Origin of the sequence: Nitratireductor sp. (genome assembly GCF_017794765.1) — a bacterium.
In the GTDB taxonomy this organism is placed as follows: Bacteria; Pseudomonadota; Alphaproteobacteria; order Rhizobiales; family Rhizobiaceae; genus Nitratireductor.
Genome location: NZ_CP051236.1, coordinates 2,974,061 through 2,993,128 on the forward strand (window position 1 = coordinate 2,974,061; position 19,068 = coordinate 2,993,128).

16 protein-coding genes are annotated in these 19,068 nt (G+C 59.6%); 5 read left to right on the plus strand and 11 right to left on the minus strand.

All coding sequences use genetic code 11. The features are described 5' to 3' along the window. Nucleotides 1–6: 6 nt before the first annotated feature. Entirely contained in the window at nucleotides 7–924 is a 918-nt protein-coding gene (ligD, locus tag HF949_RS14120) for a non-homologous end-joining DNA ligase (RefSeq protein WP_292896270.1), read from the minus strand. A gap of 47 nt (nucleotides 925–971) precedes the next feature. Beyond that, nucleotides 972–1,871 carry a LysR substrate-binding domain-containing protein gene (locus HF949_RS14125; RefSeq protein WP_292896272.1) on the minus strand — a complete coding sequence of 300 codons (900 nt, stop codon included), beginning with the start codon at nucleotides 1,869–1,871 and terminating at the stop codon, nucleotides 972–974. 130 nt (nucleotides 1,872–2,001) lie between these two features. Between HF949_RS14125 and HF949_RS14130 the strand changes: the two genes are divergently transcribed. The 4 genes from HF949_RS14130 (at nucleotide 2,002) to HF949_RS14145 (ending at nucleotide 4,541) form a co-directional block, all read left to right on the plus strand. Further along, entirely contained in the window at nucleotides 2,002–2,184 is a 183-nt protein-coding gene (locus tag HF949_RS14130) for a hypothetical protein (RefSeq protein WP_292896274.1), read from the plus strand. A gap of 432 nt (nucleotides 2,185–2,616) precedes the next feature. After that, complete coding sequence (locus HF949_RS14135) at nucleotides 2,617–2,757, plus strand: hypothetical protein (protein ID WP_292896276.1); 141 nt, start codon at nucleotides 2,617–2,619, stop codon at nucleotides 2,755–2,757. Between the two features lie 219 nt (nucleotides 2,758–2,976). Then, complete coding sequence (locus tag HF949_RS14140; RefSeq protein WP_292896278.1) at nucleotides 2,977–3,975, plus strand: GlxA family transcriptional regulator; 999 nt, start codon at nucleotides 2,977–2,979, stop codon at nucleotides 3,973–3,975. Nucleotides 3,976–4,055: 80 nt separating this feature from the next. After that, the gene (locus HF949_RS14145) at nucleotides 4,056–4,541 is read left to right on the plus strand and encodes an SRPBCC family protein (RefSeq protein ID WP_292896280.1); all 486 of its coding nucleotides are present in this window, start codon (nucleotides 4,056–4,058) and stop codon (nucleotides 4,539–4,541) included. A 6-nt stretch (nucleotides 4,542–4,547) separates the two neighbouring features. On the opposite strand, the gene HF949_RS14150 is transcribed toward HF949_RS14145, so the two are convergent. Continuing rightward, the gene (locus tag HF949_RS14150; RefSeq protein WP_292896282.1) at nucleotides 4,548–5,348 is read right to left on the minus strand and encodes a DUF1194 domain-containing protein; all 801 of its coding nucleotides are present in this window, start codon (nucleotides 5,346–5,348) and stop codon (nucleotides 4,548–4,550) included. Between the two features lie 146 nt (nucleotides 5,349–5,494). Further along, nucleotides 5,495–8,014 (minus strand): GcvT family protein, encoded by a 2,520-nt coding sequence (locus tag HF949_RS14155; protein WP_292896284.1) that lies wholly within the window; start codon nucleotides 8,012–8,014, stop codon nucleotides 5,495–5,497. Between the two features lie 229 nt (nucleotides 8,015–8,243). Between HF949_RS14155 and HF949_RS14160 the strand changes: the two genes are divergently transcribed. Then, nucleotides 8,244–9,971, plus strand: a complete 1,728-nt coding sequence (locus HF949_RS14160) for a hypothetical protein (RefSeq protein ID WP_292896286.1) — start codon at nucleotides 8,244–8,246, stop codon at nucleotides 9,969–9,971. A gap of 173 nt (nucleotides 9,972–10,144) precedes the next feature. Here the strand turns inward: HF949_RS14160 and HF949_RS14165 are convergent, their stop codons facing one another. From HF949_RS14165 to HF949_RS14195, 7 genes are all read right to left on the minus strand, one after another. Further along, nucleotides 10,145–11,572: an aspartate aminotransferase family protein gene (locus tag HF949_RS14165; RefSeq protein ID WP_292900208.1), complete on the minus strand. Its 1,428-nt coding sequence runs from the start codon at nucleotides 11,570–11,572 to the stop codon at nucleotides 10,145–10,147. Between the two features lie 54 nt (nucleotides 11,573–11,626). Then, on the minus strand, nucleotides 11,627–12,634 hold the full coding sequence (locus HF949_RS14170) for an NAD-dependent epimerase/dehydratase family protein (protein WP_292896288.1): 1,008 nt from the start codon (nucleotides 12,632–12,634) through the stop codon (nucleotides 11,627–11,629). Beyond that, complete coding sequence (locus HF949_RS14175; RefSeq protein WP_292896290.1) at nucleotides 12,631–13,068, minus strand: EamA family transporter; 438 nt, start codon at nucleotides 13,066–13,068, stop codon at nucleotides 12,631–12,633. Before HF949_RS14175 ends, HF949_RS14170 begins: the two co-directional genes overlap by 4 nt. A 110-nt stretch (nucleotides 13,069–13,178) precedes the next feature. Continuing rightward, nucleotides 13,179–14,528, minus strand: coding sequence for an FAD-binding oxidoreductase (locus HF949_RS14180; protein WP_292896292.1), 1,350 nt, complete (start codon nucleotides 14,526–14,528; stop codon nucleotides 13,179–13,181). 3 nt (nucleotides 14,529–14,531) lie between these two features. After that, nucleotides 14,532–15,965: a UbiA family prenyltransferase gene (locus HF949_RS14185; protein WP_292896294.1), complete on the minus strand. Its 1,434-nt coding sequence runs from the start codon at nucleotides 15,963–15,965 to the stop codon at nucleotides 14,532–14,534. A 246-nt stretch (nucleotides 15,966–16,211) separates the two neighbouring features. Then, nucleotides 16,212–16,484: a hypothetical protein gene (locus HF949_RS14190; RefSeq protein WP_292896296.1), complete on the minus strand. Its 273-nt coding sequence runs from the start codon at nucleotides 16,482–16,484 to the stop codon at nucleotides 16,212–16,214. Nucleotides 16,485–16,588: 104 nt separating this feature from the next. Further along, entirely contained in the window at nucleotides 16,589–19,054 is a 2,466-nt protein-coding gene (locus HF949_RS14195) for a mechanosensitive ion channel family protein (RefSeq protein WP_292896298.1), read from the minus strand. Between the last annotated feature and the right edge of the window lie 14 nt (nucleotides 19,055–19,068).

Here is a 19,068-nt window from a genome sequence, read left to right on the forward strand (position 1 = left end):
GGACCATTAAGATAGGTCCTGCACCCGGGCCACGGCTTTCAGCATGTTATCGGTGATAGACTGGCGCCAGCCGGCGCTTTCCGCCCAGGGATCCGCAGCCGTCAACCGCTCGGCCATAGAGGCCAGCTTGAACGCATTGGACGAAGCAATGGTCTGAAGCTCGCGCCAGGAGACAGGCGTTGCCACCGGCGCTCCGGGCTTTGCCCGCGTCGAGTATGGTGCGATGGCCGTGGCGGAGCGCTCGTTGCGCAGCCAGTCGACAAAGACCCGCCCCTCCCGCTTGGCTTTCGATGCTTCCGCCAGAAACCGCTCAGGCTCGTCTTCGGAGAGACGCTTCGCAAACCCTCTGGCGAAATCCTTGACATCAGGCCACTCCCGGCGTCGCTCCAGCGGCGCGATGACATGGATACCCTTGCCTCCTGTCAGAAGAGGCACCGTGCGCAGGCCGAGATCGGCCAGCCGATCACGCACCGAAAATGCGGCGCTTCGAACCGCATTGAAATCGAGTTCCTGGTCCGGATCCAGGTCGAAGACCAGTCGATCGGGGGACTCAAGACGGTCAACACGCGAACCCCAGATATGGAATTCAAGCGTGCTCATCTGCACCGCAGAGATCACGCCGCTCATATCGTCGATGTAAAGATACTCATCCTTCTCGCCGCTTTTCTCGGCGATCATCAGGCGCCGTACCGTTTCGGGAAATCCTTTCGCGCCATGGCGTTGGAAGAAGCAGGGATTGTCCCGCCCGTCCGGGCAACGCACGAGACTGACAAGGCGCTTTTTGATATGCGGAAGCATGCGCGTTCCTGCATGCTCGTAGTAGCGCGCCAGATCACTTTTGGTCGTGCCAACCTCTTCGAACAGGACTTTATCCGGGCTCGACAGAGATACACCGCCGATCTGCAACCGATTGTCCGAACTCATCTGCACCGGCCTCCAGCTTGTTTAGGCCCCGACCGCGCGCGTTTCGTTCAAAACCGACCGGATTCGCTGAAAATGTCGAAAGTCGAGCGAATATGGTCGGCCGCAGCCCGCACCGGCGCCGAGGCATCAGGAGCAACGACCATGCCGATGTGATAGTTGCATAACTTGGGCAACCCGTCTTTCGGGCCAAGTTCCACGAGATCGTCCCGCAGGAAGGATTTGGGCAGCGGGGCGATGGCGAGATCCGACAGGATCGCAGCCCGCTGGCCGGCCGTGTGAGCGCTCATGTAGGCGATACGGTAATCGCGGCCATCATTTTCCATGGCGGAAAGCGCGCCGGCGCGCCAGGCGCATCCTTCCTCCCAGAGGGACAGCGGCAGCGGTTCACGCAGATGAGCGCAACCACCCTTGGCGCCAGCCCAGACGATGGGTTCGGTGAAGACGATCTGAACACTGCTGTCTTCAGATCCTTCAGTGCAGGTGAGAAGTGTAAGGTCGAGCTGCCGGTTGGCCATGCGCTTGCGCAGGTTCGCGCTCTGGTCGATGACCACATCAACGGCAATGGAAGGGTGGGTTTCTGCAAAGCGTTTGAGAACGCGGGGTAAGATGCGCTCGCCATAATCGTCTGGCGATCCTAATCGAACGATGCCGCTGATATCGGGCATGACGAACTTGGAAACCGCTTCCCGGTTCAGGGCCAGCAATCTCCTTGCATAGTTCAATAATAACTCACCATCTGCTGTGAGTGACACCGATCGCGCATCGCGCTGGAATACCGAGCGTCCTAACATTTCCTCGAGCTTCTTGATCTGCATGGAAACGGCTGAGGGCGTCCGGAAAACCGCGTTGGATGCTGCGGTGAAGCTGCCGGTCTCGGCGATCGCGACAAAGGTGCGCAGAACGTCGAGCTCCAATAAGGGCATCGGATGATTGAGGGGGGCGTTCATGCCGTTCTCCATTCAATAACTTTGAACAAAAGGATCATTCGATTGTGTTTGATTGAACATCAACCTTGCGGCATAGTCAACCTTGTCAGGCGATGACGTCTGGCAAGCAGCCAGACAGAGGAGAAGGACAATGTCTGTATTCACACGCATGAACCAGTATGTCCGCCACTACCGGACAGCTTTGAACCGTCGGCGGACCGAGCGTCTGATCGACACGCTTCCTGCAGAAATCCGCAAGGATATCGGTTGGCCCGCACACTATACCGGCATCCAGTCCGACGGACAGGACAACCGCAGCATATCCCGTTTCTGAAGGCACGTCCTGGCAAGGAGGAGTGTGGAATGACATTGCTGACAAAGGCCCTGAAGGCCGTGCGCGATTTCGCGATCGAATTCGATGCAATGACCCATCACGCGAAATATGGCACTCACCCCACGGAGAAGCCCAGGCCATCTGGCCGGTGCTCACACTGATATGAGAGCAAAAGCCACGCGCTTACGCGCAGCCCATCATAAATCAGGCTGACCCCGACCCGCATGTCGGGGTCTTTTTTTTTTGCAAACCTGGCGCTGCAGACCACGTGGATGTCGCTTTTTCTAACGTGCACTTCGCATTTTCCATCTCCCCGACGGCCCGCAAGCGATAACTTACCGCTATCGAACGAGCGACCCCACTCCATCATACATGAGAAGGCGCTTGGTGAGAGCCGATTGTCTTTCGATAAACGTGTCTTTGGAGCGCAGAATGAAGCTTTTTGCCCGCTTTATACGCCGTCAACGAGGCTCGAACCCGAACACGGTGTTCGCCCGTCAGCGGTTCGGCAAGACGATGCCGGGTGAGACCGGCGCACTCGCCGCTTCTCGGTTCGGTTTTCTCGTCAACTGACCGATCGATCCATCTCAGGCCTTGGTGAACGACCACCGTGCCACACCGGCGCGGTGGAGAAGAGCGTTTACGCACTCGGCACGTCGGCAACAATCGCAAGTGCCAGTAAAACGCGCCCAGCGCGACCTCCCGGATTGACAGAAAACCCGTTTCCTGATGACGCTTGGATGACAGCGACCTGACCCGGGAAGCGGGCGTCATGTGCGATCGGGAGGCACCATGCCGGGCGAGAACCATCATAAACGGTCAATCGTTTTCTTTCTCATCCCCGACTTCACCATGATGGCTTTCTCGGCGGCCCTGGAACCTTTGCGAACTGCCAACCGCATGGCCGGCCATGAAGCCTATACGTGGCGACTGGCAAGCAGCGACGGAGCCCCCGTACGAGCATCGAACGGCGTGGAGGTGGCCGTCGGGTCTTCTCTCGCAGCCGAACGGCAGAAGATGGTCGGGCATGAGCGGCCCTCGATGGTCATCGTCTGCGGCGGCCTCAATATCGAGGATTACAACAACAAGACCGTATTTGCCTGGTTGCGTGAGGAGTACAATCGCGGCGTCGCCATTGGTGGGCTGTGCACGGCGGCCTATGTCCTGGCCGGAGCCGGCCTACTCACGGACCGGCGTTGCGCGATCCACTGGGAAAACCTGCCAGGTTTCGCCGAACGATACCCCCGCGCCAACGTGTTCGCCGACCTTTTCGAGACAGAGGCGAATATCTACACCTGCGCCGGTGGCACAGCGGCAATGGACATGATGCTGAAACTGATCGGCGAGGATTTCGACGAGAGCCTGATCAACCGTGTCTGCGAACAATTGTTGACGGATCGCGTCCGTAGCCCCTCCGACCGTCAGCGCCTGCCGCTCAGAGCCCGGCTTGGCGTTCAGAACTCCAAGGTGCTGACCATCATCGAATTGATGGAGGCCAACCTGGCCGAACCGCTTTCACTGGTACAGATCGCGGAGAATGTCGGCCTCTCGCGCCGCCAGATCGAGCGGCTGTTCCGGCAGGAGATGGGACGTTCTCCTGCACGCTACTATCTGGAAATCCGGCTCGACCGGGCCCGCCACCTCCTGATCCAGTCCTCCTTGCCCGTGGTGGAAGTTGCCGTCGCCTGCGGCTTCGTCTCGGCTTCACATTTCTCCAAATGCTACCGCGAACTCTACGCCCGCTCCCCCCAGCAGGAACGCGCTGACCGCAAGCAGCTTCTCGTCGCTTGACCAAAAAATGGATCGCTCGTGTCGGAGCGGAGGCGCGCCATTCGTCCTCGCAGCATAGACAACCAATGGGAAGCACCACAATGACCACGACAATCGACGTCACACCGTCCGCCGAAAACGAACTGGTTCTTGCGCGCATCATCGACGCGCCGCGCGAGAAAATCTTCCGTGCCTGGACCGAGCCGGAGATCCTCAGGCAATGGTTCGTGCCAAAGCCCTGGACCATCTCGAAGGTGGAGATGGATGTCCGCCCGGGTGGCTCCAGTCTTGTCGTCATGAGGGACCCCGATGGCAACGAGTATCCCAATCCCGGCGTGTTTCTTGAGGTGATCGAGAACGAGAAGATCGTAACGACCGATGCGTTCACCGAGGCCTGGAAGCCCTCACAAAAGCCCTTCATGACCATGATACTTACCCTGGAAGATGCAGGCGAAGGCAAAACACGCTACATCGCCAGGGCGCGGCACTGGAACGCGGACGATGTCGAAGCCCACGAGAAGATGGGCTTCCATGAGGGATGGGGCCAATGCGCCGAGCAGCTTGAGGAAATCGCCTCCAGACTGTAAGCGCCGTCAGGGGTCGCGCCACATCCAGGAGCGATCCCGCCACATCTTTTCACCGACAAGACAGTCGTAGGCACTGTGAAACTGGGCAAGCACCACCTGCGGTTCGTGCTTTTTCGCGTCGGCCAGTTCCAGTACCAGTTTGCGCCGAATGGCTTCGGGAAACTGTGACCACTCATTGACCGGGACGACAAAAGCGCCCGGCCCTCCGATCACGCAGTTTCGATAATAGGTATCGAGATCCTTGACGTCGAAACTGGTGGTCAGCCCCCCATTGGTCATCAGGGGCAGACCGTTGATGGTGATGCCCATATCCACCAGCCGGTCGCGTGCCGGTACCACCGGGCCGCCCTGGTTGTTGGGACCATCACCGGAAACATCCACCACACGGCGCAGCCCCCGGAACCCGCTTTCAGCCAACAGATCACCCGCAAAATTGAGCGCGCCCGAAATGGAAGTCCGCCGCGCACTGCTAGGGGGATTGGCCGACAATTGGTCGGCCACCCTCCGGGCATCGTCGGCAGAGGCAATCCGCGTCCAGGGTATGATGATCCGCTGGGAAAAGTGGCCTGCCCATTCAAAATAGGTCACGGCAATCTTTCCGTGCAGCCCGCTTAAAATGGCATTGACGACATCGTCGTGAACAAGGGCTTCTGCATAACCGCGGCGCTGTATCTCCAGTTCGCCTGACGACATGGACAGCGAGACATCGACAGCCAGAACGAGCTGGACATCAACGATTTCCTGAGCCGTCGCTGGCGGTGGGTCAGCAAAAAAAGCGCCAAGAACCCCCGCGAAAGCAGCAATCATGCCGCTTCTATAAAATCGCCGAGCCTTTGTTGACCTGCGCATGGCTCAGTGTAGCGCATGATCACTCGCGCACAAATCCCGCAATTTGGCGTAATCGCCCAGCGTCTGGCTCCCCTGAAGAAGTGCAAAGCACGACTTGCAATTCGCTAGCCGTCAGTGCGCAAGGCGGTGTTCTCCGGGTCGAACGGGCTTTCTCCGATCACCTTTGCCGGATGGAGCTTGCCCAGAATCCTGATTTCCAGCTCAGTCCCTGGCGCGGCATGCGCGGGGCGCACCATGGCGAGCGCCAGGCTTTTGCCCACCCGCCATCCATAGCTGCCGTGGGTGGCGCGCCCGACCAGTTCTCCTGCCTTGTAGATGGCCTCATTGCCGCGTGCGTCTGCATCAACCACACCACCCACCTCAAGGGTGACGTAGTTCCAGTTGAGGCCTTTCTCGCGCTGTTTGAGAAGTGCCTCACGACCGATGAAATCCCCCTTGTCGGTATGGACGAAACGGTCGAGCCCGCTCTCCCACGCCGTGTATTCGATGGAGAGTTCGCGCGGAATGAGACGATAACTCTTTTCGATGGCCATTGCCGTCATGGCGCGAATGCCGAAGGGCTTGATGCCGAATTCCGTGCCTGCCTCCATGACAAGATCGAAGATCAGGTTCTGCTGCTCGATGGGATGGTGCAACTCCCAGCCAAGCTCACCGACAAAATTCACGCGCAGCGCATGGGCGCTCGCCCGCCCGATGGAGACCTCCTTCCCCGAAAGCCAGGGGAACGCCGCGTTGGAGAGGTCCGCGCGGGTGAGCCTGCGCAACACGTCCCGGCTTTTCGGCCCGGCCAGAACGAACACACCATATTGCTGCGTCATTGGCCGCAGAGCAACGGACCCGTCCTCGGGAGCAAGCTTGAAAAGAACATCATGGTCATGCGTCTCATAGGCGCCGGCGGACACCAGATAGAACCGGCCCGGCTTCCATTCATAAACGGTAAACTCCGAGCGCACCCCGCCATTCTTCGTGAGCAGATGGCACAGCGCCACACGTCCCCGTTTCTTCGGGATACGATTGGCGAAAATACTGTCGAGCCAGGCCCTTGCGCCGGGTCCCGAAACCTCGATCTTGGCGAAGGCCGACATGTCGAGAAGCCCGGCATTCTCGTGGACGTTCCTGACCTCATCACCGACATGTTCAAAATAGTTGGAGCGCCGGAACGACCATTTCTCTACGACACGGCCATCCGCAAGCGCCGGCGCGTGATTGTGCTTCAAAAGCACGTCCGCACCAACCCCAAGTTCGCTTTCCGGCACCGCATAGCCTGCCGGCGCAAACCAGTTGGGCCGCTCCCACCCGTAAACGGAACCGAACACCGCACCGAGCCGCTTCATCCGCTCATAGGCAGGCGTGGTTTTCAGCGGCCGCGCGGCCGGGCGCTCCTCATCCGGGTAATGCACGGTGAAGACGTTGGCATAGGCCTCCTCGTTCTTCTCGCGCAGATAGCCCTCGGTGGCATAGGGGCCGAAACGGCGCGGGTCGACGCCCATCATGTCGATTGACGGTTCGCCCTCCACGATCCATTCGGCAAGCTGCCAGCCGGCACCACCAGCTGCCGTGACCCCGAATGAATGCCCCTCGTTGAGCCAGAAATTTTTCAGGCCCGGCGCCGGACCGATGATCGGCGAACCGTCGGGCGTATAGGCGATGGCACCGTTGTAGATCTTCTTGATCCCCACCTCGCCAAAGGCCGGAACACGCGCAATCGCCGTTTCCACATAAGGCATGAGACGTTCCAGATCCTCCTGAAACAGCTCGTATTCGCTGTCATCGGTCGGCCCGTCCACATAGCAGCAAGGCGCGCCAACCTCATAGGGACCGAGCAGGAGACCGCCATTCTCCTCACGCATATACCAGGAGGAATCGCTCTCGCGCAGGACGCCCATCTCCGGCAGCCCCGCTTTCCTGCGCGCGACAATGGCCGGGTGCGGCTCGGTGACGATATACTGATGCTCGACCGGGATCACCGGCACGTCGAGCCCGACCATGGCGCCCGTCCTGCGGGCGAAATTGCCGGTGCATGAGATAACATGCTCGCAGGCAATCCCGCCCTTGTCGGTGGTCACCGTCCACGATCCATCTGCCTCCTGTGTGATCGCCGTCACCGCGGTGTGCCGGTAAATCGTGGCGCCAAGATCGCGCGCGCCCTTAGCCAGCGCCTGCGTCAGATCCGCAGGCTGGATATACCCGTCGTCGGGATGCTGGATCGCACCGAGCAGCCCGTCCGTCTCGCAAAGCGGCCAGATCTCCTTCACCTGATCGGGCGTGAGAACATTGACGGGAATGCCGATGGTTTCTGCAATGCCGGCATAATACATATACTCGTCCCAGCGGTCCTTCGTGCGCGCCAGACGAATATTGGAGCATCGCGTGAAACCGACATTCATGCCGGTTTCCTCCTGAAGCTCCTGATAGAATTTCACCGAGTATTTGTGGATCTGTCCGACCGAGTAGCTCATGTTGAACAGTGGCAACAGGCCGGCGGCATGCCAGGTGGAGCCCGATGTCAGTTCCTTGCGCTCGATCAGAACCGCATCCGACCAGCCCTTTTTGGCCAGGTGATAGAGCGTGGAAACGCCCACCACACCGCCACCGATGACAACCGCGCGCGCCTGCGTTTTCATACTGCCACTCCCTCGTCGCTCCGGCCCGATCACGCAGGCAGGATGTCGCCCCTGATCCGAAACGATCCTAGTCTGCCGAAGACTGGCGTTCTTTGCCTGAATGCGACATCGCCGAAACGGCCCGCGCCATTAAGCAAAACGCTTGTTTTGCCCGGTCGATTAACTTCTTTTCACCGCCTGTCCGGTAAAACCGGCCTCAACGGCAGGATGTTTGTTTGCGGGGACACACATGACAATGGCGGTCGAACACACATCAACGGTGAAGCGGCGCGGATGGCTGACGAGCCCGGTGTCAGTTCTCGCCATGGTGGCGTTCGTCATGGTGGTGTTTCTCGCCCTGCCCGTTAATGTACCAATCGGCCCCATGTACTGGGACCTCTTTATTTACTTCGACGCTGCCAACAGGCTCTTCTCCGGTCAGGTTCCGGCCACGGATTTCTTCGCGCCGGTAGGGCCGCTCGGTTATTATCTGTTCGCTGGCGGCGTGAAACTCTTTGCCAGCGCGCAGCCGCTGCTTCTTGTCCACTGGTCTCTCTTTGTAGTCACCGCCCCGCTGATGGCGGTGGCGCTCTGGCAGGTGGATCAAAAATCGCGCGCGAAGGCGTTAGCGCTGCTCCTGCCATTTCTTGTCTTCGCGATCCTGCCTTTCAACACACGGGAGTTCTACTCATTCCCCGGTTCGGACGGGTTCGGCATTTACAACAGGCAGGTCTGCCAGCTTCTCTACGTGCTCATCGTGGCTCTCATCTATCTGCGCGACCAGCGTCTCCTGCTCATCTCCATCGTGGCCGGCATGTCCGGGCTTTTCCTGACAAAGATCACCGGTTTCGTGTCAGGCGGTTTGCTTTGCGCCTTTGCCTTTGCTGCAGGTCGACTGTCGCTGCGAACCGCTGTCACCTCCGCCGTCCTGTTCCTTGGCATACTCGGCATCCTGGAAATCTCGAGCGGTTTCACGCTCAACTATTTCGCCGATATCCTGGCACTGGTGGTGATGAACGAGGGAAGCCTTCTGCCGCGTTTCCTTCAGGCTGCGTCCCACACATTCGGCATTGTCGCTCCGGCAGGTCTTCTCGCGCTCGCTCTGCTCTTCCACGATCGCGCCCACCTCCTGGAAAAGCTTCGCTCGGGAAGCTTCCCGGGCATTGCTCGCGTCATCGACCATGAAGCGTTCTGGATCGTGGCGGTGCTCATCGCCGGCATTTTCTTCGAGACCCAGAACACAGGAAGCCAGGCGCTCATCTTCATATGGCCCGCAGTTCTGCCCGCCCTCACCCGGCTCTGGCAGACCGAAACGGCGCGCGGCCCGGCCTTTCTCGCCGCCGCCGCCCTTGCCGCTGCCGCAGCACTCCCGCCATTGGTCAACACGATGGAGCGCGCGGCCCGCACATATATCGGCGCGATCAAGAACGTGGAGCTGCCAAACCGCAATCTGAAAACGCTGGGTCGCGTCAACATGCGCCCCGAGGTCCTTCGCCGCTCCGAAAAGATGCTCGATTTTTACGTCCGGCACCGCGAGACCTATGCCGACTTCATTCGCATTCAGGAACTGCCGGCCTATATGTACTATTCGGAATTCGATTTTCAGGCAGCGCATCTTCTCGCCATTGACGGGGCCATGGACGCAATCCGTGAACTGGAAGCCGAACAGGGCATCAGGTTCGAAACCATCCTCAACCTCAATTTCGTCAACCCCTTCCCCTGGCTTCTCGACCGTCAGGCGCCCCTGCATGTGGCCATCGGCGCCGATCCGACACGCGCCGTCCCCCCGCCGGACACCGACGCGCTGGAAGCCGTCCGCCAGACGGATCTGATCCTGCACCCCACCTGCCCGCTGACCACGGCCAATGCGGATCTTCTGAAGATCTACGCACCTGCCATGCAGGAGCACGAGCGTATCACCCTGAACCAGTGCTTCGACGCCTATCTCAGCCCAGAGATGGCAGACCGGATCGAATAGGCGCGGCAGCTCTTTCAAAGCCGGGCGCACGCCCCTCATTCGCCTGCCTGCACCATCGCAGGCAAAAAAGAAGGCCGGGACAAGCCCGGCCAGTTGTCGCGCGAGAGGCGCTATTCTTAAACTTTTCAGAGCCTTGAAAGGCGATCCGGACTCATTCTCTCAAAAGCCGGCGCTCACTTCACCTGGCTTTTGACGAAATCCTTCACGATGGAAACCACGCCGCGCCCAAGCAGCGCGTCCAGCGAATCCACCAGCTTGTCCACATGCTGGGGCTGCATGATCAGCGGCGGCAGCAGACGAATGACATTGCGGTTGTATTCGGTGAAGGCCACCAGCACATCATAATCCCGCAGGAGCAGCGCGCCCACAAAGCCCGAAAGCGAGCCCTTGAGCTTGTCATCCAGCATGCCGACCACCGGGCGCAGAACCGCCGGGAGCGTCTGTGAGAAATCGTGGAATTCGAGTCCGACCATGCAGCCACGGCCGCGAATGTCTTTGATGATGCGCGGATATTTGTCCTTCAGCGCGTTGAGCCGCGCCACCAGATAGGCGCCCGTGCTTTCGGCATTCTCCATCAGCGCTTCGTCATAAAGCACATTGGTACCCTCGATGGCCGTGGCACAGGCTTCGCCGATGCCGCCAAACGTCGCCATGGCGTGGATCATGGCGGTCTTCGGGGTGCCATAGGCCTTCATGTAGATCTCGCGCCTGGCGATCATCGCGGCCATGGCAGCCTTGCCGGCACCCAGCGACTTGGCGAGTGCCGTGATGTCCGGCACCACGTCATAATGCTCGAACGCGTAGAATCGACCCGTGCGCCCATAGCCGCACTGAACCTCGTCTGCCACCCAGATGACGCCATACTGGTCGCAGAGCTGGCGCAGCTTCTGCCAGAATTCACGCGGCGCCTCGTTGATGCCGCCGCCGCCCTGCACGGTTTCAAGAACGATCGAGCCGATCTCGGGATCGGTACGGAAAGCCGTCTCGATGGCGTCGATATCGCCGAAGGGCACACGCACCGTATTGTCCGTCAGGCGAAACTCGGCGCGGTAGAGATTGCCATCGGTAATGGTGAGAACGCCCTTTGTCTTGCCGTGGAACGAATTCTCCGCATAAACGACCTTCGGCCGCTTGGGACCGGCAGCGCGTTCAGCAAGCTTGATCGCAGATTCCATCGCCTCTGAGCCGGAAGAACCGAGGAAAACCATGTCGAGTTCGCCCGGCGAGCAGGCGGCCAGATTGGCGGCCAGAGCCGTCGCATACTGCGACATGAAGGCGATGGCGATCTCGTGGCGCTTCTCATCCTGGAATTTCTTGCGCGCCTCGAGAATACGCGGATGATTGTGGCCGAAGGCCAGCGAACCGAAACCGCCGAAGAAGTCGAGGATCTTTCGACCGTTTTGGTCGATGTAATACATCCCCTCCGCGCTCTCGATCTTGATCTTGTGGAAGCCCAGCAGCTTCATGAAATGAAGCTGGCCGGGGTTCAGATGCGCCTTGAACAGATCGGTCATCCGCTCGACGCTCAATCCCTTGGCATCGTCCACCGTCAGGAGGTCGGGCTTCACGATTGTCCTGGGCGCGAGTTCGGGTGCATCCATCACGGGCCTTGCCCCTTTCGTCTCAGTCTTTGTCACGACGGTCATGGCGACCTCCTATTCGGCCGGAACCTGGCTGGCGCCAACGGCCTGCCCGGATTTCTTGGCACGATATTCATCATAGGCGGCGATCAGCATGTCGCCGTCATTATATTGCGGCACCCAGCCGAGATCGCGCTCGCCCTTGGAAACGTCGAGCACGCACATCTCGTCGGCGATCAGATATTGTTCGGGATCCATCAGCGGCATGTTCATCCAGTCCAGAAGATCCAGAGTGCGCTTCACGGCCCAGCCCGGCGTGGGCAGAAGCAGGGATTTCGAACCCGCGTGCTTGACGAGATCGCCAAGCAGCTTGCGCACCGGCGGCGGGTTGAGCGAGCCGAGATTATAGGCCTCGTTCGGCACGCCTGCCTTCCACGCAAGGCGCGCGGCTTCCGCGCAGTCGAACACGGAGATGAACTGGTAGGGGTTCTTGCCTGCACCGATCATCGGCACCGGCAGGTTCATGTCCACCAGCTTGAACAGCTTTTCCAGAATGCCCAGACGTCCCGGCCCGATGATGAGGCGCGGGCGGAACAGCGAGATGTTCATACCGCGCTTGCGCCATTCTGCCGCCAGCACTTCGGTGTCGAGCTTGGACTGGCCGTATTCGCCGAGCGGCGAAACCGGGTGATCCTCGGTCATCGGATAGGTCACGGTGTGGCCGTAGATCATGTCGGTTGTGAAGTGGACGAGGTTTTTGGCCCCCGCCTTGTCCATCGCCTCGATGAGGTTGACCGTGCCGTGATAATTCACCGGATAGAAGAAATCATGCCGCTTGGCGCGCACCTGGATTGGCGAAAGCATCTTGGCCGAAAGATTGTAGACCATGTCGCCGGCCTTCATACCCACCGCCTTGATCGCCGAAGGGTCGGTCACATCGCAATGGACAAACTCCACCTTGCGGTAGTGCGGCAGGTCGCTCTTCACAATGTCGGCAACGATGACCTCTTCGCCATCGGCCACGAGCTTGGGAGCCAGGTGCCGGCCGACGAAGCCGTCACCGCCAAAAATGATATGTCTCATTGGATCATCGACCTTTCGGACTGAAGTTTGTCTTTTGCGAGCGCCGCCTGTTCTTCAGGCATTTCGCGGCCGCTCTGCGCGATCAGTACGGTGCCGACGCAGATCAGCGCGATGCCGGCGATGCGGTAGGCATTCAGGTCTTCCTTGAAGAGGAAGTAGGCGAACACCGCCACCGCCACATAGGCAAGGCTCAGAAACGGATAGGCGAAGGACAGCTCGACCTTGGAAAGCACATAGAGGTGCGAGGCCATGGAAATAACGAAGACGCACAGGCCCGCAAATATCCATGGGCTGAAGACGATCTGAAGGATCTTCAGGACCGGGTTGGTACCGGCAAAGCTCAAATCGCCGAGCGTCATCATGCCGTGTTTCAGCATGAGCTGCGCTGCCGCGTTGGTCATCACCGTGAAGAGTATGAAGGGTATGTATTTCATCGTGTCCCGCCCCTGTCCGTCATAGCGCCCGCTTGCAAACAAAGCGTGAAGCGCCGGAGAAAAATTGCATCCATTGCGTGAGTTTCCGGTGCCTGGCCGGAGCTGGCCATTCATTCAGCGGCATGACGCCCCCGATCTGCCTGCGCCGGCAATTGCAGCGCCGTGCGCCGCCAGAAGTCGGAAAGAAACGCTGGATCGCGCATAACCTCGAGCTCACGCCAATGCGCAAAAGAAGCCTCGAACAGGGCCGCTCCCATACGCGCATCCTTGTAGGGGTTGACCGCTCCGCCCGCCTCGACGGTCATGCGATCGAGCTGCTCGAACAGGGCGTATGTGGCCGAGCCGGCATTGGAGAAGTCGAGCGTCAGCGTATAGCCAGGCCTTGGAAACGAAAGAACGCCTGGCGAAACAACATCGCCGAAACGCTTGAGCACGGTGAGAAACGAAGCCTGCCCGGCCTCGCGCGCCGCCGCCAGCATGGCCGGGATTGTCTCGCGCGCGGCCTCGAACGGCACCACGCTTTGATGTTGCAAGAGACCGCGCGGACCATAAAGCCGGTTCCAGTGACGCACGGCATCAAGCGGAAAGAAATAGCTTTGATATGAAGAACGCCGGACGCCCTCCGCCCTTGCCTTGCTCCATGCGAACGCACGGTTAAACAGGGTGAGTGACCATCGGTTCAGGAGGTTCAGCGGCGGCCGGAATGGAACTGCAAGACGGCGTTTGGAAGGCGAAGCATAGACCTCGCCATCCTCCGCATGGTTTGCCGTTAGCAGGAAGCCCCTGCCCGCGTTCACGCCTGAAGCCAGTTGATCGAGCCAGGCCACGGCATATTCGTTGTTTGCATCAGCCTCTTCGGCAAGGTCAAAATACTCGCCGAGCCCCGAAAAGCCGCGCACATGCTCGTTCACATCGACGGAAGCGACCCTCATCAGCCGGATTGTCGCCTCGAGGATGACGCCGGTCAGCCCCATGCCGCCAATCGTTGCGCGAAAGAGCTCCACGTTCTCCTGCGCGCTGCAATGCCGCGTCTCGCCATCCGAGCGCAGCAGCGTGAACGAGACCACATGGCATCCGAACGTGCCGCGCCGATGATGGTTCTTGCCATGAACGTCATTGGCAATCGCGCCGCCCAGGGTGACGAACTGTGTGCCCGGCACCACGGCGGGAAACCAGCCTTTTGGACCGACATGAGCAATGAGGTCCGACAGCATGAGCCCGGCCTCAGCCGTCAGAATCCCGCTCTCTGCATCAAATGAGAGAATGCGCTTCATGGAGCGCATGTCGATCAGCGCGCCGGCATCGTTCAGGCATGTGTCACCGTAGGAGCGCCCATTGCCATAGGGCAGAACTGTCTCCGGCAGTCCCCGGCCCGCTCGCAGCCGCTCGATCGCGTCTTCAGCGCCGATCGCCTGAGCTGCGCCTTTTCGAACCAGTCCGAATGCCCCGAATTCAGCCATGCCTCAGAGCCCCGCCGTGAACAGGAGAAGCGCACCGAGCAAACCAAAGAGCTGGCTGCGCCAGTCACTGATGATGAAGACGATGGGATCGTCGTGCATTTCGTCGCGCCGCGCCAGGATCCACATGCGGATCGTGATGTAGAGGACGATTGGGCAAAGCGGCCAGATCAGCCACGGCATCTGGTAGAGATCACGCACAGCGCTGCTTTGAATATAGAGCGCCAGAACCATCGCCGAGGAAAAAGCGGAGGCCATACCCGCCTGCGCAATCACTTCCTGATCCTCTGCGCGATACCCTCTCCCCGCAATGCGCTCGCCGGCCGGGAGCTCCGTGGAACGGAGCTCAACATACCGCTTGACCAGCGCAAGCGAGAGAAAGAAGAACACGGAGAAAGCCAGAAGCCAGAATGAGACACCAATCATGGTCGCCGCGCTGCCGGCAAGAATGCGCACCGTGTAAAGGCCCGCCAGGGTCAACACGTCGATCAGCAACATCCGCTTGATGGAAAGGGAATATGCAGTGGTCGCAACCAGATAGGCAACGAGCACGAGGCCGAAAAGCGGCGGCAGGAGAAGCGCCGTTGCGCCACTGATCGCCAGCAGCGCGAGCATCGAAGCAAACCCGAAAGGAATCGAAAGCACGCCGCTTGCAAAAGGCCTGTTCCGCTTGGTGGGATGCCGGCGATCAAGTCCGAGATCGAAAAAGTCGTTCAGGATGTAGATTGCCGAGGCCGCCGTGCTGAACGAGATGAAGGCCAGGACACAGAGGACGAGCAAAGGAACATTGAAATATTCGTGGCTGAGGATCAACGGCACGAAAATCAGACTGTTCTTCAGCCATTGATGGACCCGGAGCATTTTCACGTAGGTCCTGAACGTTGGCCGGGGTGCTGCCAGCAACTCGCCACCATTGGCCGCATGCCAGCGCGCGGCCGCACGATCAGGGGCAACCACAACGGCACTGCGCGCGGCATCGAAGACAGCAACATCGGCCCGGCTATTGCCCGCATAGTCGAACCCGCCGTCGCCAAATGCCTTGACCAGCGCATCACGCTTCATGCCTGACGCCATGTTGCACCCGGGTTCGGTGGAGATGACTTCGTCAAAGACCCCGAGGTGCTCTGCGATCGCATCCGCGAATTTCTTCGGTGAAGCCGTTGCCAGAACAATGTGTCGCCCGTCTGCCTTGTCTTTGCGTAGCTGCGCGAGCAGATCCTGACGATACGGCAGCCCTGGCGCGTCCAGCTCTACACGCGCGGCGATTTCGCATTTGAGGCGCGCTTTGCCGCCCAGCAGCCAAAACGGAAGGAGAAACAGACACAGCGGTTTCCGGCGCAGGAGAAGAAAAAGGCTCTCCCACAGAAGATCGGTCGCAATCAGCGTGCCGTCGAGATCGACAGCCAAAGGCACTGCGTTGCGTTCAGATCGCGCGTCCATAAAAGCCCCCGACGAGATGACCGTTCTTCAAACGGCCTTACGCCAAAGGAGCTTCCAAAGTCTGAAACCATCGACGACGCGGGCAAATACAAAAGCAGAATTCAAAAACAGGCTTAAGGCTTCCCTAAGGGCACGTTGCAAAAGCCGGATGCGGGCATAAAAAAACTCCGGCAGGGCCTGCCGGAGTTTGCCGGAGTTTGCCGGAGTTTATTGACCAGGGCGTTCGACGCCCTGCAGATGATGCAGTCAGCGCACGCGTCCACGGCCCTCGGAAATCTCGACCGTTTCGGAACCAGTCAGCACCTCGCGATCGCCATTGGGCATGGTTACAAAGCAGCCGGCCGCGCAGAATTCGATGGTTTCGCCTGCACCCACCACGATCTCGGATTGCGAGCCGCCTTCAGTCACCAGAATGGTCTGTGGTTCGCTGTCGCGGTTGACCACACTGGCCGCAAAGGCCGAACCGCCTGCGAAAATTAACGTGGCGGTCGCCAGTACAAATGTCTTCATGGTCTTCATCGGTGCTTCACCACCCCTGTAACAGCGGGCCATACAGCCCTTTGGCCTCGTTTATAGAGATTTCAACCTGAACGGCAACTGAACGGCGCTTTCAGCCCTTGCCACTATTCCGGATCGACTTTGCGCCGGCGCCGGCGTTTGCCTGCCGGCAAATCATCCTGCTCTTCCATAGTGTCCTCCGCCGGCTCTTCATCGTTCGGCGTCTTATCCGGCTCCTGTTGCCCGAACAGCCCGGAGCGCACGTGGATATCGCGTTGCGGAAACGGAATTTCGATCCCCTCCGCCTCAAATGCATCGACGATGGCAAAACGGATATCGTTCTGCACGTTGAGTTGCATGAGGATGTCCGAAAGATAGACACGTATTTCGAAATCGAGAGAAGAGTCGCCAAAGCCGGCAAACAGTACGAATGGTTCCGGGTTCTTGAGAACAAGCGGATGTGACCTGGCGATTTCAAGAAGAATTTCGTGCACGCGTCGCACATCGGATCCATAGGCGACACCGATGGGTATCTCCATCCGTCCAAGCTTGTTGCGGTGGGTCCAGTTGCCGACGGCCGCGTTGATCAGTTCGGAATTCGGCAGGATCACCGACTGGCGCTGGAACGTTTCGATCTCCGTTGCGCGCACGGAAATTTTCTTCACCGTGCCGGACACCCCCCCGGCGACGATCCAGTCACCCGCCTTGAACGGACGCTCGGCGAGCAGGATCAGACCCGAGACGAAGTTCGAGACGATATTCTGAAGGCCGAAGCCAATCCCGAGAGAAAGCGCACCCGCGACGAGGGCGAGATTGGACAGATTGATGCCGGCCGCCGAGATACCGATCAGCGCCGCTATCACCAGCCCGACATAGCCAATACCGGTGCGAATGGAATTGCGCACGCCGGAATCCATCCGGCTGCGGGCCATCACCTTCCCGTCGAGCCAGCTCTGAAACCAGCGCGTGAGGAAATAGCCGATCACGAAGACAAGAATGCCGGTGAGGATTCCCACGATGGAGAACGAGAGGGAACCGACCTGAATCTTGCCGGCGATCCGATAGCTCCACGCCGTCAGATCGGCCCAGCGGAACCCCCACTGCAGAAGGATGAGCGGCACGCCGATCAGGACCACGATCATGTTGATCAGCATGCCGGTGACGAGGCCGAGCTGGTCGAGCGCGGTTTCATCGAAAGCCGTGTAACGCTCCAGCCGCCGTGCCAGCCAGGAATTGGCGAACGCGCCCTCCGACGTAATCGCCCCCGCTGTCAGGAAGCCGATATACATCGTGGCGATGATCGCGCCCGTGACCACCGCCTGCTGGGAAAGGAACCGTGCGAAGCCGATATAGCCAAGCATCGCCGCGATAATGATTGCGGCACCGAGAGCAAACAGGAGATAGCGGAACTTGAGCGGCCAGGGTTTCGGATTACCCTCGTCGTCATCCAGAGGGCTGACACCGCCAATCGCCATGATGAGCAGACCTACGATAACGGTGGCCACAAGGCTGGTGGCCACCGTCAGCGAGAGCTGAGAGCCGAACAGCAGATAGACCTGGTCCATGAAATAATCAAACCCGGTCGCGATTGCGGTGACCACGGCCAGAACAAGCAGCCATTGAGCCGCCTGTGAGCGCACCGGCAAAAGCCGCCAGTTGGGCCGCCTGGGCGCAAGAATGGCGCGCGCCAGACGGTAGACGAAATAAACCAGGATAACGACGGAAAAAAGCGACCAGAGAAGTGGTTGAATATCGCTGCGCAGAAGGCTGAAATAGTCAAGGAAGTAGTAGGTCGAAGCCAGAAAAACGCCAATCGACAGCGACGGTATCAAGGTGGAGAAGAGCGCCTGCGAAAGGCGGCTGAGATAGGTGGGCTCTGTCTCGGCAGGGTCAGGCTCCATGAAATCGCCGAAAAGCCGCCGCCCCCCGAAAAGTAGGGTAAGGGCGGCGATCGTCGCCAGCGCTGTGGCGAGCAGGAGGGATTTGAGGCGGTATTTGAAAACGAAGGTCAGCCAGGCGGAGACCCGCTGATAAACGCGCCCGACCTCCTGTGTAAACTCCCCGGCGACATCCGCACTCAAGGCGGCGGTAACGTCGTAGCGGCGGGAAAGCGTCCGCGTGAAGAGATCACGCCGAAGTTCGGCGATGCCGTCGACGACACTGTTGATGCGAACTGAAAGTCTTTCGGCATCGCCGATCAGCACATTGAAACTCGCCTTCTCGTCGAGCAGGCGGGTACGTTCCCGCGTCACCTCCTCCGGCTCGGCCGGTTCGCCCTCCTTGCGCGGTTCGCCCAATTGTTCGAGGCGCGTGTTGATCTCCGAAAGTCTCGGACGAAATGCCAGGCTTGCGTCGAAAACCTCCCGAGCTAGCTTCTCCAGCTCAACACGGACCGAGACGAGTTCACCATCGTCTGTGGCCTGATCGTCAATCTCGCTTTCCAGGCTGACGACGGTGGATTCGATTTCTGACAGTTTCTCGCGTTGCGTCTGCAGGAAGCTTTCCGGCCCCTGAGCCACCGCCGGCGCTAGGATGGCCAACTGGAAAACGAGACACAGGAAAACCGGCAAGGCGCGAAATTTCAGCAACATGTCTAGCAGTCTTC